This is a genomic window from Microbacterium sp. zg-Y625 (assembly GCF_030246925.1).
Lineage (GTDB): Bacteria > Actinomycetota > Actinomycetes > Actinomycetales > Microbacteriaceae > Microbacterium > Microbacterium jiangjiandongii.
On sequence record NZ_CP126740.1, the window covers coordinates 982,319 to 1,000,020 of the forward strand.

A 17,702-nucleotide genomic window follows, 5' to 3' on the forward strand; every position below is an offset into this window, starting at 1 on the left:
CCCCTCGTCGCCCGCGAGTGAGTATTCGCACCCGCGAGTGAGTATTCGCATCGTCGAGTGAGTATTCGCGCCCGCGAGTGAGTATTCGCATCGTCGAGTGAGTACTCGCGCATTCAGGTGAGTATTCGTCGCGCGGCTCTGTGCGCGCGCGAGATCATCCCTCCGATGGATGCCGGAATTCACAGCTACCCCATAACCTGGCCCCATGGCGCGGTGAGACGGCCGCGCGGGGCACTCTGGGAGGAACATGTACCGTCACACTGCGGGCGCCGTCGTCGGCGTCGCCGCCCTGCTCATCGCGCTGACGGGATGCAGCGGCTCGGACACCGGCCCCAAGGCCGAGGAACAGTCCCCGCTGGGGGAGTACCTCGCCGCCGCGTGGGGCGGCGACCTCAGCGAGGAGGAGCAGCAGAAGCGCTTCGAGGAGGACAACAAGCAGCGCGAGGAACTCGTCGCGCAATGCATGACCGAAGCAGGCTTCGAGTACATCCCGGTGGCAGACAGCGGCTACATGGTCTCGGGCGACGACGTTGTGTGGGAACCGGACTCGCGCGAATGGGTGGCGCAGTACGGCTACGGCATGGTCGAGTGGCCCGGAAAGGATGAGGCCACGGAACCGGGGGAGGAGTACGTCGACCCGAACCAGGACTACGTGTCGAGCCTCACGGAGTCCGAGCAGAACGCCTACTACGAGGTGCTCTACGGTCCCAGCATCCCCGAGGAGGAGATGGGCGAAGACGGCTCGTACGAATGGGACTGGACCCAGAGTGGGTGCCACGGATGGGCCCAGCACGAGACGGAGGGTGACGATCCCTTCACCTCCGATGAGCACAAGCCCCTGATGGATGCGATCAACGAGTTCTACAACGACATGCAGAACGCGCCGGAGCTGGCGGATCTCAACGCGGAGTGGGCCTCGTGCATGGACGATGCCGGGCATTCCGGCTTCGTCGCACAGGCAGACGCGCAGACGTCGATGAGCGACGAGCTGAACGCGTACTACGAGAACCAGACCGAGTGGATCGAGGACGACCCGGCCCTCGCGGAGCTCGCCGAGCGCGAGGTGGAACTGGCGCTGGCCGACCTCGACTGCCGCGAGAAGACGGACTACCGCGACCAGCAGGCGAAGATCACCGCCGAACTCGAGGAGCAGTTCATCGCCGACCACAAGGCGGAACTGGACGCCTTCAAGGCGGCCGCAGAGCAGGGCCGATAGATGCCGGGGCGTGACGCTCCGGTCTTCGACGATCTGCTGCCCGGCGAGGATGCCGCGACGTCCACGGAGGCCGTCGACGCGGATGCGGGGGAAGCACCGGCGGCATCTTCGGCGAGGGTCAACGGGTGGGGGCGGGTCTTCCGAACGAACCGCGCCCTGTGGATCATCGCGGCGGCCGCGGTGCTGAGCCTGACCGCGGGTCTCCTCGTGGGCCGCTTCGTGCTCTCGCCGGCGGATGCCGCCTCACTCACCGACCCGCCGGAGCCCGGGCTCATCACCGTCGCCGTGGAGCGCGGCATCCTGAGCAATGACGTCACCATCCGCGGCGACGTCGGCTATGCCGACTCGGTCGAGGTGACCATCGACACCGGTGCCCTCGGCGGTCCGGCCGTGGTCACGGGGAGCGTTCCGGAGGTCGGTGCCACCCTCGAGCCGCTCTCGGTCGCGCTGGAAGTCGCCGGCCGTCCGGTCATCGTGCTTCCCGGTGAGCTGCCGGCGTACCGGACGCTCGTCTTCGGACTCACCGGACCGGACGTGGTGCAGTTCAAAGAGGCGATGCGCGCGGTGGGGATCGACGCGGGCGACCCCGCGTCGGATGTCTTCGACGCGGCCGCCGCCGCGGCGGTCACCGAGCTCTACGCGCAGGTGGGATACCCCGCTCCTGCGGCCGAGGAGGGTGCGGCGGACGCCGTGCTGGGGGCGCAGGAGGGTATGCGTGCGGCCGAGCAGGCAGTCGCCGCGGCGCGTGCCGACCTCGGGCAGGCGTCGGGCGGCGCATCGCCCGTCGACATCCGCGCCGCCGACAACGCCGTCAACAGCGCTCAGCGCGCTCTCGACGTGCGGATGGCGCAGCGCCCCGCGGAGCCGGCCGAGGTCCCCGCGTGGGAGGCCGAGGTCTCGGACCTGCGCGACGCCCTGGACCTGCGCCGGCTCGAGCGGAGCCAGCTCGACGCCACGCCCGACACGAGCGGTCAGCGGGCGGCCGTCGAAGCGGCGGAGCGTCAGCTGGCGGAAGCTCGCCAGTCGCTGGAACGCGCCCGCGAGCAGGCGATGCCCTCGTTGTCGGCGGCTGAGGTGCTGTACCTCAGCGAGCTGCCGCGCCGCGTCGACGCCGTCAATGTCGCCCGCGGCCAGGTGCTGCAGGGGGCGGCGATGATCGTGTCGGGTGCGGCGATCACCGTCGTCGGTGCCGCAGCGCCGGCCGACGCCGCGCTGCTGGAGGTCGGCGGCGAGGCCACGTTCGAGCTCGCCGACGGCACGCCGCACCGTGCGGTGATCTCCGCGCTGACCCCCGGCGCCACGCAGGGCGACCGGTGGGAGATCACGCTCCAGCCGGACGAGCTGACCACCGATCAGGCGATGCAGCTGCAGGGGCGCAACGTGCGGGTGTCGCTCCCCGTCGGGGCGACGGCGGGCGAGGTGCTGTTCGTGCCGGTCGCGGCACTGACGGCCGGGCCGGGCGGCGAGGCGCGCGTCGAGGTCGTCGACGGGGATCCCCGCGACGGCGACGACGCCACCACCCGCGTGGTGGTCGTGACGACCGGGCTGGCTGCCGGCGGGTTCGTCGAGGTCGCGCCCGTCGAGGACGACCTGGCGGCGGGCGACCTCGTGGTGGTCGGGCGGTGACGGAGGCGCTCCTGGAGCTGCGAGACGTCACCCGTTCGTTCCCCGGCCCGCCGGAGGTGCAGGCCCTGAAAGGGGTCAACCTGCGGGTCGGCCGGGGGGACTACGTCTCGATCGTGGGTCCGAGCGGGTCGGGCAAGTCGACGATGCTCAACATGCTGGGGCTGCTCGACCGGCCGAGCGTCGGCGAGTACCGCATCGACGGGGTGGTCACCGGCACCCTGAGCGAGAACGAGCGTGCCGCCGTGCGCGCGCGGCGCATCGGATTCGTGTTCCAGTCGTTCCACCTCATGCCGCGGCGCACGGTGCTGGACAACGTGCTCATGCCGATGCTTTACAGCGGGGTGCCGCGGCGCGAGCGCGAGCGGCGGGCGCGCGACACGCTGGCCCGCGTGGGGCTGCAGCACCGCACCGACTTCCTCCCCACCACGCTTTCGGGCGGGGAGCGCCAGCGCGTCGCCGTCGCCCGGGCGGTGGTGAGCACGCCGAGCGTGCTGCTGGCCGACGAGCCGACGGGAAACCTGGATGCCGCGACCTCCGACGAGGTGATGGAGCTGTTCGACGACCTGCGCGCCGACGGGCTCACCCTCGTCGTGATCACGCACGACAGCGCCGTCGCCGCGCGCGCAGGAAGACGCGTGCGCATCGCCGACGGCCGCCTGAGCGAGGAGTCCTGATGCGCTGGTGGCCGCGGCGGCGGCGCACGACCGCGGCATCCGCGCCCGAAGCCGTGACCGCGCAGGATGCCTCCGGCGCCGCGGACTCCGGCGCTGCGGCGGTCGACGCCCTGGTGCCGCACGTGCCGCGCGCCGACCGCTTCACCTTCCAGGATCTCGTGGTCGAGGCGACGGCCGACATCGGCTCGCGGCCGGGCAGACTGGCGATGACGCTGGTGGGGACGGTGCTCGGCATCGGCGCGCTGGTCGCCACGGTCGGGTTCGCCCAGACCGCGGCCCACCAGATCGCCCGCCAGTTCGACGCGGTGAAGGCGACGCAGGTCGTCGTCGCACCGGGAGAGGCCACGACGGCCTCGGGCGGGAGTGCCGCGACGGCACGGCTGCCGTGGGACGGGGTCGACCGCGTCACCCGTCTCGTCGGCGTGGAAGCCGCGGCGCTCATCGCCGAGGTGCCGCTCGGAGAAGACGCCATCACCGCTGTGCCGGTGAACGATCCGTCAGCACCGGCGACCGCATCCCCCGCCCTCGTCGCCGCCACCGCGGGCCTGCTCGACGTGGTGGGCGGTGAACTGGTGACCGGCCGGATGTTCGACACCGGGCACGATCAGCGCGGCGACCGGGTCGTCGTGCTCGGCGCCCGTGCGGCGGAGCGGCTGGGGGTCAACCGCGTCGACCGGCAGCCGTCCGTCTTCATCGGCGGAGTGCCGTACGCCGTCGTCGGCGTCTTCGAGGACGTGCAGGCGCGCGGAGACCTGCTCGATGCGGTCGTCATGCCCCTGCAGACGGCGCGCACCGAGCGGGCGCTGGGGGCTCCCGGTGAGATGCAGATCCGCATCGCGATGGGGACCGGCCCGCAGGTGGGGGAGCAGTCCGCCATCGCCCTGTCGCCCCATGCGCCCGAGAATCTGGAGATCTCGGCACCCGCGGCCCGCTCCGACCTGGGCGACAGCGTGAGCGCGGATGTCAACGTCGTGTTCCTCATCCTGGGGGGCATCGTGCTGCTGGCGGGCGCGCTGGGCATCGCCAACGTGACGATGCTGAACGTCATCGAACGCGTGCCCGAGATCGGGCTGCGGCGTGCGCTGGGGGCCACCGGCCGGCAGATCGCGGCGCAGTTCGTCGTGGAGTCGATCATCATCGGCCTGCTCGGTGGGCTGCTGGGTGCGGCGCTCGCCGTGGTCTCGGTCGTGGCCTTCGCCGTGTCGCAGCAGTGGACTCCGCTCGTGGACCCGTGGGTCGCCGTCGGCGGCGCGGTCCTCGGCGCCGTGGTGGGTCTCGTCGCCGGCTGGTTCCCGGCCCGCCGCGCGTCGCGTATCGAGCCCGTCACCGCCCTGCGGGGCGGCCGCTGACGCCGCCGAGTGAGTATTCGCGCCGCCGAGTGAGTATTCGCATCGCCGAGTGAGTATTCGTGCTGCCGAGGGAGTATTCGCATCCGGCTCGCGGTCGGCCGCCCTGCGGCATCCGACGCGCACGCACCGCGCTGAGCGGCACCCGGGCCCGTGGTCGGTGGCCCCGAACGCCTCGACAGGGCCGGGAAGGGGCCGGATGCGACGACGGAACGCCGCGCGGGCGTCGCCCGCGTCAGAGGCCCTGGTCGGCGGTGCGGCGCGCCGGCTCGGCGCCTTCCCGCCCCGGCGCGTCGCCCCGCAGCGGCTTGCCGTACCAGCGCGTCGCGTTGGTGTTGTCGTTGTACGGCTCGATCCCGACGAACCCGGATGCCGCGTACAGCCGCCCCGCCGCTTCGAGGCTGTGGTGGGTGTCGAGTACGAGCTCCGCGGCGTCCCACTGCCGTGCGGCATCCTCGAGCCCGGCCAGCAGCGCGCGACCCCAGCCCCGACCGCGGGTCTCGGGCCGCAGGTACAGGTGCTTCACCTCGTATCGGCGCCCGGCCGGGCCGTCGGCGATGCGCCGGATGCCGCCACACCCGACAGCGCGCCCGTCGTCATCCACGACCAGCAGGAACACCCCCGCGTCCGGGGTGAAGGCCGCCGGATCGGGGAAGACGGTGCGATACGCCTGCCCCGGAAAGCTCTCGGCCCGCATGCCGAAGTACTCCTCGAGCAGCTCGTGCGCGGCGGGGTCGTCGACGGGTGCAGGGCGCAGGCTCACCATGCCTTCGAGCGTAGCCCCGTAGGCTGGTGGCATGACGACACGCGTGGCCCTCGTCGGCGCGACCGGCAAGCTCGGCGGCATCGTGAGCGGGGTCGTGGCCGAGACCGAAGGCTTCGAGCTGGTTGCGGAGCTGACGTCGGCGAGCGATCTGTCGGAGATGGATGCCGCCGACCTCGTGATCGACACCTCCACCCCCGCCGTCTCGATCGACGTCGTGCGCCACGCCGTCGAGCGCGGGCAGCAGCTGCTCGTGGGCACCTCCGGGTGGTCGGCAGAGCGCATCGCCCTCGTGCGGCCGCTCGTGCAGGCCGCCGGCACCGGCGCCGTGTTCATCCCGAACTTCTCGCTCGGCTCCGTGCTGGCAACGGCGCTCGCCGCGGCATCCGCCCCGTTCTTCCCCTCGATCGAGATCGTCGAGGCCCACCGGGAGACCAAGGTCGATTCCCCCAGCGGCACGGCGGTGCGCACCGCCGAGCTGATCGCCGCCTCGCGCTCCCAGGTCGGTCCCGTCGAGTCGCCCCACGTCGACCAGCGCGCCCGCGGCCAGCAGGTCGCGAGCGTGCCGATCCACTCGCTCCGCCGTCCGGGTGTCATCGCCCGCCAGGAGACGATCCTGTCGGGTCCGGGGGAGTCCCTGTCGATCGTGCACGACACGATCGAGCCCGCGCGCGCCTACGCGCCCGGCATCCGCCTGGCCCTGCACGCCGCACGGGACGCCCGGGGGGTGGTCATCGGGCTCGACAACTTCCTGGACATCGGCATCCGTGTTCCCGGTGCACCGCCGGCCGACCCGGGGGTCGACGAAGGCGGCGTGCCCGGTCAGGTCGCCCGCACCACCGGCGCATGAGCGCCCGTATCGGCGTCGCCGTGATGGCGGTGATGCTGGCGGTGTACATCGTGCTCGTCGCTCAGCGCGGGTGGATGCTGCTGCAAAGCGGTGAGCCGATCGGCGTCGCGATGGGCGTGGCCCTGTTCGCGCTGCCGGTTCTCGCGGCATGGGGTCTGGGCCGCGAGCTGTGGTTCGGCGTGCGTGCCCAGCAGGTCGGACGCCGTCTCGAGGCCGAGGGGGGTCTTCCCACCGAAACCGTCTCGGTGCGTCCCAGTGGCCGTCCCCTGCGCGAAGAGGCCGATGCCCTGTTCCCCCGCTACCGCGCGGAGGTGGAGGCGGCACCGGAAGACTGGCGCACCTGGTACCGGCTGGGGCTGGCCTACGATGCCGCGGGCGATCGTCGACGCGCGCGTGGCGCGGTGCGCAAGGCGATCTCGCTGGAGCGCGCGTCACGCACCGCGCCGCGCTAGGCCGCGAGCGCCGAGGCGCGGCGCCGCGCGTCCCGCACCGCGCCGCGCCGCGAGACCGCCCCGCAGCTACGCCGCCAGCGCCGCGGTGACCGCCTCGTCGACGGTCTCGTGCGCGAACGTGAACCCGGTCGCCTCGAGCGCCTGCGGAGCGACGAACGCATCGGTGGTCAGCAGCGCCTCCGTGGCGTCCGAACCGAGCACCAGTCGCATCGCCCAGATCGGCGCGCGCACCAGGTAGGGACGGTTCAGCTGCACCGCCAGCGCGAAGCCGAGGTCGTTCGCCGTCGCCCGGGTGGGCCCCGACAGGTTCACGGGTCCCTCGAGGTCGGCGTCGATCAGGTGGCGGATCGCGCGCACCTCGTCGTCGAGCGAGATCCAGGGCCACGCCTGCGTGCCCCGGCCGATCGGACCCGACAGGCCTGCCCGCGTCAGCAGCAGGAGGGGCTTCAGCACCCCCTCGCGGTGCACGACCGGGGCGGTGCGCAGCGCGACGACCCGGGCGCGGTCGCCGGCGGCGAAGGCCGCCGTCTCCCACTCGCCGCAGAGGTCGGCGAGGAACGTCTCGCCCCGGCCGGCCGTCTCGGTGAGACGCTCGCCGGGTGCGGACCCGTAGTACCCGACCGCCGACGATGAGAGGAAGGCGGGCGCGTCGTCGCCGAGGTCCCGCACGGCGCGGGCGAGTGCCTGAGTCGGCGTGACACGCGACCAGAGCAGTTCGTGCTTGTACGCCTCGGTCCACGGGAACCGCCCGATGCTGGCGCCGTTGAGGCCCACCACCGCGTCGGCGCCGGCGAGCACGTCGGGGTTCAGGGGCGCGTCACCGGTGAGCCACTCGACCTCGTCGGGCGACGCCGGGGCGCGCCGCACGAGCCGCGTCACCGACACGCCGTCGTCTCGCAGCGACTGGACGAGGGCGCGGCCGATCAGGCCCGATGCCCCCGCCACGACGACGCGGCGCGGTTGTCCCTGGGCGTCCATGTCAGGCGAGGGTCGCCTCGAGGGTGATCTCGATGCCGGCGAGGGCTGCCGAGACGGGGCAGCCGCTCTTGGCTTCTTCGGCGAGGCGGGCGAAGTCCTCCGGCGACAGGCCGGGAACGCTCGCGTTGACGTTCAGGTGGCTGCCGCGGATGCCCTCACCGGGGACGAAGGTCACCGATGCGGTGGTCTCGATGCGCTCGGGCGGGGTGCCGTTCTGGGCGAGGGCGTTGGACAGGGCCATCGAGAAGCAGGAGGAGTGCGCGGCGGCGATGAGCTCTTCCGGGGTGGTCACGGAGCCTGAGCCCTCGCTGCGCGCCTTCCAGTTGACGGCGAACGGGCCCTGGTGGGACGTGGCGAGGTCGACCTCGCCGGAGCCTTCGAACAGGCTGCCGGTCCAGGTGGTGCTGGCTTCGCTCGTGACGCTCATGGGGTCCTCCCGGTTCGCGGGAGCGCCGGGTGCGCCCCCGGGAGCGAGCCTAACGGGGCGGATGCCAGGGCGGAACGGCCGCGTGCGGTCAGGCGGCGCCGGGCCGGGCGCGACCGACGATGCCGGCGCGCTGCAGGAGGAGGTACATCCGGCATCCCAGGCACAGCCCGAACGCGGCGTTGAGGAAGGAGGCGGCGAACGCGATGGCCGCGGCGATCGGGAGCGCCCACGGTACGCCGGCCAGGTGCAGCACGAGGCCCGCGGCGGTGACGAACAGCCCGACGCCCTGCGCGAAACGGGGCGGTCGCGGGTCTTCCAGGTCGGTCGGGGGCGCCAGCCTCGGTTGGACGACGGCGCGGAACAGCGCCGCCCAGGGTGCCGTGCGCGGCGACAGCACCCCCCACAGGAACAGCAGCGCGACGACGAGCAGCGCCACGAACCCGGGATCGAGGGCACGCTGACCCAGCGACGCCGCCGAGACCGCCCAGCCCGCACCGGGGGCGAACACCTCGTCGGCCAGGGGCTGGTAGGCGAACCAGCCGAACGACGCGCGGGCGGTCGACATGCCCATGAGGCCCAGCAGCACCGTCACCAGCAGCAGGGCAGAGGTGATCGCCGCCCCGAACCGCGGCCCTCGGGGATCGACGCCGCGCGAGGCGGCATCCGTGTGATCAGTCACGTGCCGGGCCCGCGCTCAGTCGCGTCAGTTCGAGGTCGACGACGTCGCGACTGGGGATGCCGCCGAAGCGAGTCTGGATCGCCCCGTCGCGGTCGAGGATGAGCGTGGTGGGGGTCTGCATCACGTTGAAGTGTTTGGCGATGTCGGGGCGGTGGGTGAGATCGACGTCGAGGTGCACCACCCCGTCACGGTCCTCTGCGAGCGTCGCCAGCGTGCGGTGCACTCCGGGGCACCGCGAGCACAGCTCGGTGCTGAACTGCAGGATCGTCGCGGTGTCGCCGAGCCGTTCCGCCCCCAGGCGGTGGGGGTCGACGACTTCGTTGGGGGTGTGCCGCTGCGGACGGCCCTGACGCCACCGGGCGAAAGCGCCGACACCGAGCGTCACCGCGAGAAGCGCGGTGAGGACGAGGAGGGCATCTACGGGGTTCACCACGGCCCAGGCTAGCCCCATGTGGGCGAGCGGGCGTCACGGGTGTGGATAACGGCTCCCCGACTCGGCGCGCGGCGTGTGGATGAAAGGCCCGTGACGGTGACCGCGGGTATCGTGGCAGCCGTGACCACGGCGATCCCCACCCCGTACGAGGACCTCCTGCGCGACGTGCTCGAGCACGGCACCCGCAAGGACGACCGCACCGGCACCGGCACGACGAGCGTGTTCGGCCGGCAGATCCGATTCGACCTGGCCGAGGGGTTCCCCCTCATCACCACCAAGCGGGTGCACTTCAAATCCATCGCGTACGAGCTGCTGTGGTTCCTCCGGGGCGAATCGAACGTGTCGTGGCTGCGCGAGCACGGCGTCACGATCTGGGATGAGTGGGCGGATGCCGACGGCGAGCTGGGCCCGGTGTACGGCGTGCAGTGGCGCTCATGGCCCACGCCCGACGGCGGTCACATCGACCAGATCGCCCAGATCGTCGACCAGATCCGCACCAACCCGGACTCCCGCCGCCTCATCGTCTCGGCCTGGAACGTGGCCGACATCCCGAACATGGCCCTCGCGCCCTGCCACGCGCTCTTCCAGTTCTACGTCGCCGACGGCAAGCTCTCCTGCCAGCTCTACCAGCGCAGCGCCGACCTGTTCCTCGGCGTGCCGTTCAACATCGCCTCCTACGCCCTGCTGACCCTCATGGTCGCGCAGCAGACCGGCCTCGAGCCCGGCGAGTTCGTCTGGACCGGCGGCGACTGCCACATCTACGACAACCACCTCGAGCAGGTGCGCGAGCAGCTCAGCCGCGACCCGTACCCGTACCCGACCCTGCGCCTGGCCCGCACCCCGGAGTCGATCTTCGACTATCGGTACGAGGACTTCGTCGTCGAGGACTACCGTCACCACCCGGCGATCCGCGCCGCGGTGGCGGTGTGACCGCGCCGATCGGCCTCGTCTGGGCCGAAGCCCGCGGCGGAGTGATCGGAGCCGAGGGCGGCATGCCCTGGCACGTCCCCGAAGACCTCGCGCACTTCAAGGCGGTCACCGTCGGCGCGCCCGTGGTGATGGGGCGGAAGACCTGGGAGTCGTTCCCCGAGCGGTTCCGGCCGCTCCCTGGGCGCCGCAACATCGTCGTGACCCGCGACGAGGAATGGTCTGCCGCCGGCGCCGAGCGTGCGTCCTCACTGGATGCCGCTCTCCATCTGGCAGAGGCCCACGACCCGGCGCGCGTCTGGGTGATCGGCGGCGGTGGGCTCTTCCGCGAGGCCATCGGCCGGGCCGACCTGCTGGAGGTCACCGAACTGGATCTCGACGTCGACGGCGACACGTTCGCGCCAGACCGCTCTTCCTGGCGCATCGTCGTCGCCGACCCGGGGGAGGGGTGGCACACGTCGCGCACCGGCATCCGCTACCGTTTCCTCACCCTCCAGCCGCCGTCGTAGGCTCGCTCCATGGCGAAGACGGCCCTGATCACCGGCGCGAGCTCCGGACTCGGCGCCGAGTACGCCCGTGAGCTGGCTGAGCGCGGCATGGATCTCGTGCTCGTCGCACGGGATGCCGATGCGCTCGCCGCCTTGGCAGACGACCTCACCACGGCGCACGGTGTCCGGTGCGAGCCGCTCGCCGCCGACCTGCTCGATCCCGAAGGCCTCGCCGCGGTCGTCGGGCGACTGGGCGACGAGGAGCGCCCCGTCGACATGCTCGTCAACAACGCCGGCTTCGGGCTGCCGCTCGCGTTCGAGACGAACGACATCGCCGACGAGCAGCGGCACCTCTCCCTGCACGTCGCCGTGCCGATGGCGCTCATGCGTGCCGCCCTGCCCGGCATGCTCGCCCGGCACCGCGGGCGCATCGTCAACGTGGCATCCGTCGCCGCCTTCACTCCGCGCTCGACCTACGGCGCCGCCAAGGGGTGGCTCATCAGCTTCAGCCGCTGGGCGAACGTCGAATACGGCCCGCGCGGCGTGACCGTCACCGCGGTGTGCCCCGGGTTCACGCACACGAACTTCCACGAGCGCATGGGCATGGAGCCGGGGCGCGAGGGGGTGCCGGGGTGGATGTGGCTCGACGCCCGCGACGTCGTGGCCGACTCGCTCCGCGACGTCGCCCGGGGGAAGTCCGTCTCGGTGCCGTCGCTGCGCTACAAGGCGCTCGTGGCGCTCACCCGCGTGCTGCCCGACCGTGTCGTGGTGGCCGTCGCCTCGCGCGGCCGCTGATCAGGCGAAGCGCCCCAGGCGGATGCCGGCGTAGGCCAGAGCGGCGATCGTCTCCCCGTCGGTGATGCGGCCGTCGGCGATCATCGCGAGCGCGTCGGCGAACGGCACCCAGTGCACGGCGTCGATCCCCTCCTCGGCCTGCGTGTGCGCGGCGTCCTGCACCGTGCCGATGCCGCGGGCGAGGAAGACATGCTCGGGGGCGACCGCGATCCCGTTCAGCGCGTTCATCACGCCCAGGCTCTCCCATTCGGATGCCGCCACGCCCGCCTCCTCCGCGAGCTCGCGGCGGGCGGCGTCCAGCGGGTCTTCGCCGTCGGAACCGCCGGCGGGGACCTCGAGCGACGACCCGACTGTGTACCGGTCCACCGCCACCAGGCAGACGCGCTGTTCGTCGTCGACGGCGACGACGAACACGGCCGGATGCCGCATCTCGACCACCCCGTAGATGCCCCGTCCGGCGGGGCCGGTGACGGCATCCTCCCGCACGCGGATCCACCTGTTGCCGTACACCTCGTGGGTCGATCGGGTCTGCCACGTCATGGCGCGACACTATCGGGAGCGTCCCGGTGAACCGATACCCTGGGAACATGACGCATCAGGCCAACCCCTTCGGACAGGTCCTCGTCGCGCTGGTCACACCGATGACCGCCGACGGTGAGGTGGACTGGCCCGCCGTCGAGAAGCACATGGACGACGTCATCACCGCCGGGGCCGATGGCATCGTCGTCACCGGCACCACGGGGGAGACGAGCACCCTCACCGACCCCGAGAAGATCCGTCTCGTCGAGGTCGGCAAGGACGTCGCGGCCGGCCGCGCCAAGATCATCACGGGCGGCGGCTCGAACGAGACCGCCCACGCCATCGAGCTCTACAAGGCGAGCGAGAAGGCCGGCGCCGACGGCATCATGATCGTCACGCCGTACTACAACAAGCCCACGCAGGCCGGCATCCTCACGCACTTCCGTCTCGTCGCCGACGCGACCGACCTGCCGGTCATCCTCTACGACATCCCCGGCCGCACCGGGGTGCCCATCAAGTACGAGACGATCCTCCGTCTCGCCAAGCATCCGAACATCCTCGCGGTCAAAGACGCCAAGGGCGACTTCAGCGAGGTCAGCCGGGTGCTCAACCAAACCGACCTGATGTACTTCTCAGGCGACGACGCGAACGCGCTTCCGCACCTCGCGATCGGCGCCACCGGCTTGATCGGGGTGACCGCGAACATCGCGGCCGCACCCTATCGGGTCATCGTCGACGCCGTGAACCGGGGCGACCTCGCCGCGGCCACGGCGGCTCACAAGCAGCTGGAGCCCCTCGTGCGCGCAGTCATGACGCACGTACCGGGCACGGTGAGCGCGAAGTACATCCTGCACGGCCTCGGTCGCATCTCCAGCCCCCGCGTCCGCCTGCCCCTCGTGGGGCCGGAGGAGTGGGAGGCCGCGATGATCGAGGACGAGCTTTCCCTGGTGACCGACGTCGTCGGCGCTGATTTCTCCAATTTCCGCCCCGACCGCAACGCGGCAGCTGGCGGCGCACTCCCGAAGGTTCACGGCACGACACGATGAGTCCCCACGAGATCACCTCGCCCCCCACCCTCGCCCCCGAAACCCTCCGCGTCACGCCACTCGGCGGCCTCGGGGAGATCGGGCGCAACATGACCGTCTTCGAATACGAGGGGAAGCTCCTCGTCGTCGACTGCGGCGTGCTGTTCCCCGAGGAGCACCAGCCGGGGGTCGACCTGATCCTGCCGGACTTCGAACCGATCAAGCACCGCCTCGACGACATCGTCGGCGTCGTGCTGACGCACGGTCACGAGGACCACATCGGCGCCGTGCCGTACCTGCTGCGTCTCAAGCGCGACATCCCCCTGATCGGCTCGGGGCTCACCCTTGCCCTCGTCGAGGCGAAGCTGAAAGAGCACCGGATCAAGCCCTACTCGCTCACCGTGCGAGAGGGCCAGAAGGAGCAGGTCGGCCCGTTCGACCTGGAGTTCGTGGCGGTCAACCACTCCATCCCCGACGCGCTCGCCGTCGCCATCCACACGCCCGCCGGCATGGCGCTCGTGACCGGCGACTTCAAGATGGATCAGCTGCCGCTGGACGGCCGCCTCACCGACCTGCGCGCCTTCGGCCGACTGGGCGAGCAGGGCGTGGACCTCTTCCTCGTCGACTCCACGAACGCCGACGTGCCGGGGTTCACCCCGCTGGAGCGTTCGATCGGGCCCGTGCTCGACCAGGTCATCGCCAAGGCGCCGCGTCGCGTGATCGTCGCCAGCTTCTCGAGCCACGTGCACCGTGTGCAGCAGGTGCTCGATGCCGCCCACTCCAACGGCCGCCGCGTCGCGCTTCTCGGCCGCAGCATGCTGCGCAACATGACGATCGCCGCCGACCTCGGCTACCTCACCGTCCCCGAGGGCGTGCTGATCGACTACAAGAAGGCCCAGGACCTGCCCGACGACAAGATCGTCTACATGTCGACCGGCTCGCAGGGTGAGCCGATGGCGGTGCTCAGCCGCATGGCCAACCTCGACCACGCGATCGAGCCGGGTCCCGGTGACACCGTGATCCTGGCATCCAGCCTCATCCCCGGCAACGAGAACGCCGTCTACCGCGTCATCGACGGGCTCACCAAGCTCGGCGCGAACGTGGTGCACAAGGGCAACGCGAAGGTGCACGTCTCGGGGCACGCCGCCGCCGGCGAGCTGCTCTACTGCTACAACATCCTGAAGCCGAAGAACGTGCTGCCCGTGCACGGCGAGTACCGCCACCTGATGGCGAACGCCAAGCTCGCACAGGACACCGGCGTGCCGGCCGAGCGCACCATCCTCGGCGAGAACGGCACGGTCGTCGACCTCAAGGACGGCGTGGCCACGGTGGTCGGCCAGCTCGACATCGGCTTCGTGTACGTCGACGGCTCGACGGTCGGTGAGATCACCGATGCCGACCTCAAGGACCGCCGCATCCTCGGCGAGGAGGGGTTCATCTCCGTCATCGTCGTGGTGGATGCCGCCACCGGCGCCGTGATCACCGGCCCCGAGATCCACGCCCGCGGCTTCGCCGAGGACGACTCGGTGTTCGACGATGTGAAGCCCAAGATCGCGGCCGCACTCGCCGAGGCGTCGAAGTCGGGCGTGCGCGACTCGCACGCCCTCTCGCAGGTCGTCCGTCGCACGATCGGCCGCTGGGTCAACCAGCGTCTGCGTCGCCGTCCGATGATCGTGCCGCTCGTGATCGAGGCGTAACCGCCTGCTTCCGACGCCCGCGGGCCGCCTGGTGCGGTCCGCGGGCGTTCTGCGTTCGTGGGGTGCGGTGTCGCAGTGGTCCGCGGGCCGCGCCGGGCCGAGCGAAGGCCGCGTCGTTCCGGGCAATGTCGGTGGTCCCGACGTAGCGTGGAGGGATGGCCAGGAGCAGCAGTTCGACCACGAGCGGCCGCGCGCCCGCGAAAGGGTCGTCTTCGCGCGCCCGCAAGCCGGCCCCCGCGCCCAAGCGCTACGTGGATGAGTCCGAGAAGCCCCCCGTCGTCGTGCGCGCCTGGATGGGGCTCGCCCACGCCACCGGCGGGCTGTTCCGGGCGTTCGGTCCCGAGACGCTCGAGAAGGACCAGCGCCGCGACGGCTTCCCGTTCCTTCTCGTGCTCATGGCGATCGCGGGCTCCGTGGTCGAGTGGTTCTTCATCGGCACCGAGGTCGCCGCCACGATCAGCGCCTACACCGCCGGGGCTCTCATCGGGCGTGAGGCGTTCATCCTTCCGGTCCTGCTGCTGCTGCTGGCGGGCTGGCTCTTCCGGCATCCGTCGTCGGTGCACGACAACGGGCGCATCGGCATCGGCTTCGGGCTCCTCGTCCTCACCATCGCGGGGTTCTGCCACGTGCTGGGTGGACGACCGCAGCCGAGCGAACTCCTGCCGTCGCTCAGCACGGCGGGAGGCCTCTTCGGCTGGATGGTCGGCGAGCCGCTGTCGTACCTGACCGAGATCGGCGCGTGCATCGTGCTCGGGCTGCTGGCGCTGCTCAGCGTGCTCATCATCACCAAGACGCCGCCCAACCGCATCGGGCACCGCCTCGGCGACCTCTACGCCTGGATGTTCGGCACCGAGCGGGTCGAGAAGCCCGCTGCAGCGCCCGCGGCGGAGTCCACCGGCGACGATGACGACGCGCTGCCCTGGTGGCGACGGAACAAGTCCGGTCGCGAGGAGGATCCCGACGACGGGATCGGATCGCAGGACCTCACCGCGCTGCTGTCCCCCCAGGGCGACACCGGCGGATTCGACCAGGCGATCGCGCCACCCCTGCCCCCGCCGCCTCTTCCGACGCAGGATGCCGCGACGGAAGTCATCCACCCCGATGTGACCGACGCGGTGCGCAAGGGCAGTCGGCGCTCCGACACCGGCATCCGCGAAGACGCCACCGAGGCGCAGGGCGACGGCGAGCTGCCCGGCATGTCCGGCCTCGGAGGCGACGGCGACGGCCTGCCGCCGTCTGCGACCTATCGCCTGCCCTCGACGGCCGCGCTGGCCGCCGGCACGCCGCCGAAGGCGCGGTCCGAAGCCAACGACGCCATGGTGCGCGCGATCACGAGCGTGTTCGAGCAGTTCTCCGTCGACGCGCGCGTCACGGGGTTCTCGCGGGGTCCGACAGTCACGCAGTACGAGATCGCCCTCGGGTCGGGCGTGAAGGTCGAGCGCATCACCGCTCTGACCAACAACATCGCCTACGCCGTCGCGTCGAACGAGGTGCGCATCCTCGCCCCCATCCCCGGCAAGAGCGCGATCGGCGTGGAGATCCCCAACACCGACCGCGAGATCGTCACGCTCGGCGACGTGCTGCGTTCGTCCGCCGCGACCAACTCCGTGCACCCGATGACGATCGGCGTGGGCAAGGACGTCGGCGGCGGCTACGTCGTGGCCAACCTCGCCAAGATGCCCCACCTGCTTGTGGCGGGCTCCACGGGTTCCGGAAAGTCGAGCTTCGTCAACTCGATGATCACGAGCCTGCTCATGCGCGCCAAGCCCAGCGAGGTGCGCATGGTGCTGATCGACCCGAAGCGCGTCGAGCTCACGTCGTACGCCGGCGTGCCGCACCTCATCACGCCGATCATCACGAACCCCAAGAAGGCGGCCGAGGCGCTGCAGTGGGTCGTGAAGGAGATGGACATGCGGTACGACGACCTCGCGTCGTTCGGCTATCGCCACATCGACGACTTCAACCGCGCCGTCGTCGCCGGCGAGGTGCAGCTGCCCGCCGGCAGCGAACGCGTCCTGAAGCCCTACCCGTACCTGCTCGTCGTCGTCGACGAGCTGGCGGACCTCATGATGGTCGCCCCGCGCGACGTCGAGGACTCCATCGTCCGCATCACGCAGCTCGCGCGCGCCAGCGGCATCCACCTGGTGCTCGCCACGCAGCGTCCGTCGGTCGACGTCGTCACCGGTCTCATCAAGGCCAACGTCCCCTCGCGCCTGGCGTTCGCCGTGACGAGCGTCACCGACTCGCGCGTCATCCTCGATCAGCCGGGCGCCGATCGCCTGATCGGCCAGGGCGATGCCCTCTTCAGCCCGATGGGCACCTCCAAGGCCCTGCGCGTGCAGGGCGCCTGGGTGAGTGAGAGCGAGATCGAGAAGGTCGTCAAGCACGTCACGCAGCAGGCGCGTCCGGAGTATCGCAAGGACGTCGCCGCGGTGGCGGAGAAGAAGGAGGTCGACGCCGACATCGGGGACGACCTCGAGTTGCTCCTCGCGGCCGCCGAGCTCGTCGTGTCGACGCAGTTCGGTTCGACCTCCATGCTGCAGCGCAAGCTCCGCGTCGGGTTCGCCAAGGCCGGGCGTTTGATGGATCTGCTGGAGTCGCGCGAGATCGTCGGCGCCTCCGAGGGGTCCAAAGCGCGCGACGTGCTCGTGACCGCGGAGCAGCTGCCGGGGGTGCTCGCTCGACTGCGCGGCGAGGAGGTCCCCGAGGAGGAGGACCCCGTCGAGGAGCAGTTCGCCGGGTATGAGGTCGTGGAGGAGAGCTCCGACGACGAGGATGCCTGGGGCCTGACCGGGCGCTGACCCGCA

At 71.4% G+C, this 17,702-nt stretch carries 18 protein-coding genes; 12 read left to right on the forward strand and 6 right to left on the reverse strand.

The features are described 5' to 3' along the window. Positions 1–247 precede the first annotated feature (247 nt). From QNO14_RS04345 to QNO14_RS04360, 4 genes are read left to right on the forward strand one after another with little or no spacing between them, the layout of a single operon-like run. A complete protein-coding gene (locus tag QNO14_RS04345) occupies positions 248–1,216 on the forward strand; it encodes a hypothetical protein (RefSeq protein WP_257494954.1) in 969 nt (322 codons plus the stop codon). Further along, positions 1,217–2,842: an HlyD family secretion protein gene (locus QNO14_RS04350; protein ID WP_257494953.1), complete on the forward strand. Its 1,626-nt coding sequence runs from the start codon at positions 1,217–1,219 to the stop codon at positions 2,840–2,842. It begins immediately after the preceding gene. Next, the gene (locus QNO14_RS04355) at positions 2,839–3,516 is read left to right on the forward strand and encodes an ABC transporter ATP-binding protein (RefSeq protein ID WP_257494952.1); all 678 of its coding nucleotides are present in this window, start codon (positions 2,839–2,841) and stop codon (positions 3,514–3,516) included. Before QNO14_RS04350 ends, QNO14_RS04355 begins: the two co-directional genes overlap by 4 nt. Continuing rightward, the gene (locus QNO14_RS04360; protein ID WP_257507104.1) at positions 3,516–4,865 is read left to right on the forward strand and encodes an ABC transporter permease; all 1,350 of its coding nucleotides are present in this window, start codon (positions 3,516–3,518) and stop codon (positions 4,863–4,865) included. Before QNO14_RS04355 ends, QNO14_RS04360 begins: the two co-directional genes overlap by 1 nt. Positions 4,866–5,097: 232 nt before the next feature. Here QNO14_RS04360 and QNO14_RS04365 read toward each other — a convergent pair whose 3' ends face one another. Continuing rightward, positions 5,098–5,628, reverse strand: a complete 531-nt coding sequence (locus QNO14_RS04365; RefSeq protein ID WP_257494950.1) for a GNAT family N-acetyltransferase — start codon at positions 5,626–5,628, stop codon at positions 5,098–5,100. Between the two features lie 31 nt (positions 5,629–5,659). Between QNO14_RS04365 and dapB the strand changes: the two genes are divergently transcribed. Both dapB and QNO14_RS04375 read left to right on the forward strand, forming a co-directional pair. Continuing rightward, positions 5,660–6,475 carry a 4-hydroxy-tetrahydrodipicolinate reductase gene (gene dapB / locus QNO14_RS04370; RefSeq protein ID WP_257507105.1) on the forward strand — a complete coding sequence of 272 codons (816 nt, stop codon included), beginning with the start codon at positions 5,660–5,662 and terminating at the stop codon, positions 6,473–6,475. Continuing rightward, entirely contained in the window at positions 6,472–6,927 is a 456-nt protein-coding gene (locus QNO14_RS04375) for a hypothetical protein (protein ID WP_257494948.1), read from the forward strand. Before dapB ends, QNO14_RS04375 begins: the two co-directional genes overlap by 4 nt. Before the next feature lie 66 nt (positions 6,928–6,993). Here the strand turns inward: QNO14_RS04375 and QNO14_RS04380 are convergent, their stop codons facing one another. The 4 genes from QNO14_RS04380 to QNO14_RS04395 all read right to left on the reverse strand — a co-directional run bounded on the left by QNO14_RS04380 (position 6,994) and on the right by QNO14_RS04395 (position 9,444). Further along, positions 6,994–7,905, reverse strand: coding sequence for a TIGR01777 family oxidoreductase (locus tag QNO14_RS04380; protein ID WP_257507106.1), 912 nt, complete (start codon positions 7,903–7,905; stop codon positions 6,994–6,996). 1 nt (position 7,906) lies between these two features. Continuing rightward, entirely contained in the window at positions 7,907–8,332 is a 426-nt protein-coding gene (locus QNO14_RS04385; protein ID WP_257494946.1) for an OsmC family peroxiredoxin, read from the reverse strand. Positions 8,333–8,420: 88 nt separating this feature from the next. After that, a complete protein-coding gene (locus QNO14_RS04390; protein ID WP_257507107.1) occupies positions 8,421–9,011 on the reverse strand; it encodes a DUF4395 domain-containing protein in 591 nt (196 codons plus the stop codon). After that, complete coding sequence (locus QNO14_RS04395) at positions 9,004–9,444, reverse strand: thioredoxin family protein (protein ID WP_257507108.1); 441 nt, start codon at positions 9,442–9,444, stop codon at positions 9,004–9,006. Before QNO14_RS04395 ends, QNO14_RS04390 begins: the two co-directional genes overlap by 8 nt. Before the next feature lie 120 nt (positions 9,445–9,564). Between QNO14_RS04395 and QNO14_RS04400 the strand changes: the two genes are divergently transcribed. From QNO14_RS04400 to QNO14_RS04410, 3 genes are read left to right on the forward strand one after another with little or no spacing between them, the layout of a single operon-like run. Further along, positions 9,565–10,374: a thymidylate synthase gene (locus QNO14_RS04400; RefSeq protein WP_257507109.1), complete on the forward strand. Its 810-nt coding sequence runs from the start codon at positions 9,565–9,567 to the stop codon at positions 10,372–10,374. Next, a complete protein-coding gene (locus tag QNO14_RS04405) occupies positions 10,371–10,880 on the forward strand; it encodes a dihydrofolate reductase (RefSeq protein ID WP_257507110.1) in 510 nt (169 codons plus the stop codon). The genes QNO14_RS04400 and QNO14_RS04405 overlap by 4 nt, the downstream gene beginning before the upstream one ends. Before the next feature lie 9 nt (positions 10,881–10,889). After that, positions 10,890–11,654, forward strand: a complete 765-nt coding sequence (locus QNO14_RS04410) for an SDR family NAD(P)-dependent oxidoreductase (RefSeq protein ID WP_257507111.1) — start codon at positions 10,890–10,892, stop codon at positions 11,652–11,654. Here the strand turns inward: QNO14_RS04410 and QNO14_RS04415 are convergent, their stop codons facing one another. After that, positions 11,655–12,194, reverse strand: a complete 540-nt coding sequence (locus QNO14_RS04415) for an NUDIX domain-containing protein (protein ID WP_257507112.1) — start codon at positions 12,192–12,194, stop codon at positions 11,655–11,657. A 47-nt stretch (positions 12,195–12,241) separates the two neighbouring features. On the opposite strand from QNO14_RS04415, the gene dapA reads away from it, so the two are divergent. The 3 genes from dapA to QNO14_RS04430 all read left to right on the forward strand — a co-directional run bounded on the left by dapA (position 12,242) and on the right by QNO14_RS04430 (position 17,696). Continuing rightward, on the forward strand, positions 12,242–13,219 hold the full coding sequence (dapA, locus tag QNO14_RS04420) for a 4-hydroxy-tetrahydrodipicolinate synthase (RefSeq protein WP_257494940.1): 978 nt from the start codon (positions 12,242–12,244) through the stop codon (positions 13,217–13,219). Then, complete coding sequence (locus QNO14_RS04425) at positions 13,216–14,895, forward strand: ribonuclease J (protein ID WP_257494939.1); 1,680 nt, start codon at positions 13,216–13,218, stop codon at positions 14,893–14,895. Before dapA ends, QNO14_RS04425 begins: the two co-directional genes overlap by 4 nt. Before the next feature lie 155 nt (positions 14,896–15,050). Continuing rightward, the gene (locus QNO14_RS04430; RefSeq protein WP_257507113.1) at positions 15,051–17,696 is read left to right on the forward strand and encodes a DNA translocase FtsK; all 2,646 of its coding nucleotides are present in this window, start codon (positions 15,051–15,053) and stop codon (positions 17,694–17,696) included. Positions 17,697–17,702: the final 6 nt, after the last annotated feature.

Excerpts from the sequence above, each read along its gene's own strand:
- QNO14_RS04345 (WP_257494954.1), top strand. The coding sequence starts at position 248 with ATGTACCGTCACACTGCGGGCGCCGTCGTCGGCGTCGCCGCCCTGCTC.
- QNO14_RS04350 (WP_257494953.1), top strand. The coding sequence starts at position 1,217 with ATGCCGGGGCGTGACGCTCCGGTCTTCGACGATCTGCTGCCCGGCGAG.
- QNO14_RS04360 (WP_257507104.1), top strand. The coding sequence starts at position 3,516 with ATGCGCTGGTGGCCGCGGCGGCGGCGCACGACCGCGGCATCCGCGCCC.
- QNO14_RS04365 (WP_257494950.1), bottom strand. The coding sequence starts at position 5,628 with ATGGTGAGCCTGCGCCCTGCACCCGTCGACGACCCCGCCGCGCACGAG.
- dapB (WP_257507105.1), top strand. The coding sequence starts at position 5,660 with ATGACGACACGCGTGGCCCTCGTCGGCGCGACCGGCAAGCTCGGCGGC.
- QNO14_RS04375 (WP_257494948.1), top strand. The coding sequence starts at position 6,472 with ATGAGCGCCCGTATCGGCGTCGCCGTGATGGCGGTGATGCTGGCGGTG.
- QNO14_RS04380 (WP_257507106.1), bottom strand. The coding sequence starts at position 7,905 with ATGGACGCCCAGGGACAACCGCGCCGCGTCGTCGTGGCGGGGGCATCG.
- QNO14_RS04385 (WP_257494946.1), bottom strand. The coding sequence starts at position 8,332 with ATGAGCGTCACGAGCGAAGCCAGCACCACCTGGACCGGCAGCCTGTTC.
- QNO14_RS04410 (WP_257507111.1), top strand. The coding sequence starts at position 10,890 with ATGGCGAAGACGGCCCTGATCACCGGCGCGAGCTCCGGACTCGGCGCC.
- QNO14_RS04415 (WP_257507112.1), bottom strand. The coding sequence starts at position 12,194 with ATGACGTGGCAGACCCGATCGACCCACGAGGTGTACGGCAACAGGTGG.
- dapA (WP_257494940.1), top strand. The coding sequence starts at position 12,242 with ATGACGCATCAGGCCAACCCCTTCGGACAGGTCCTCGTCGCGCTGGTC.
- QNO14_RS04425 (WP_257494939.1), top strand. The coding sequence starts at position 13,216 with ATGAGTCCCCACGAGATCACCTCGCCCCCCACCCTCGCCCCCGAAACC.
- QNO14_RS04430 (WP_257507113.1), top strand. The coding sequence starts at position 15,051 with ATGGCCAGGAGCAGCAGTTCGACCACGAGCGGCCGCGCGCCCGCGAAA.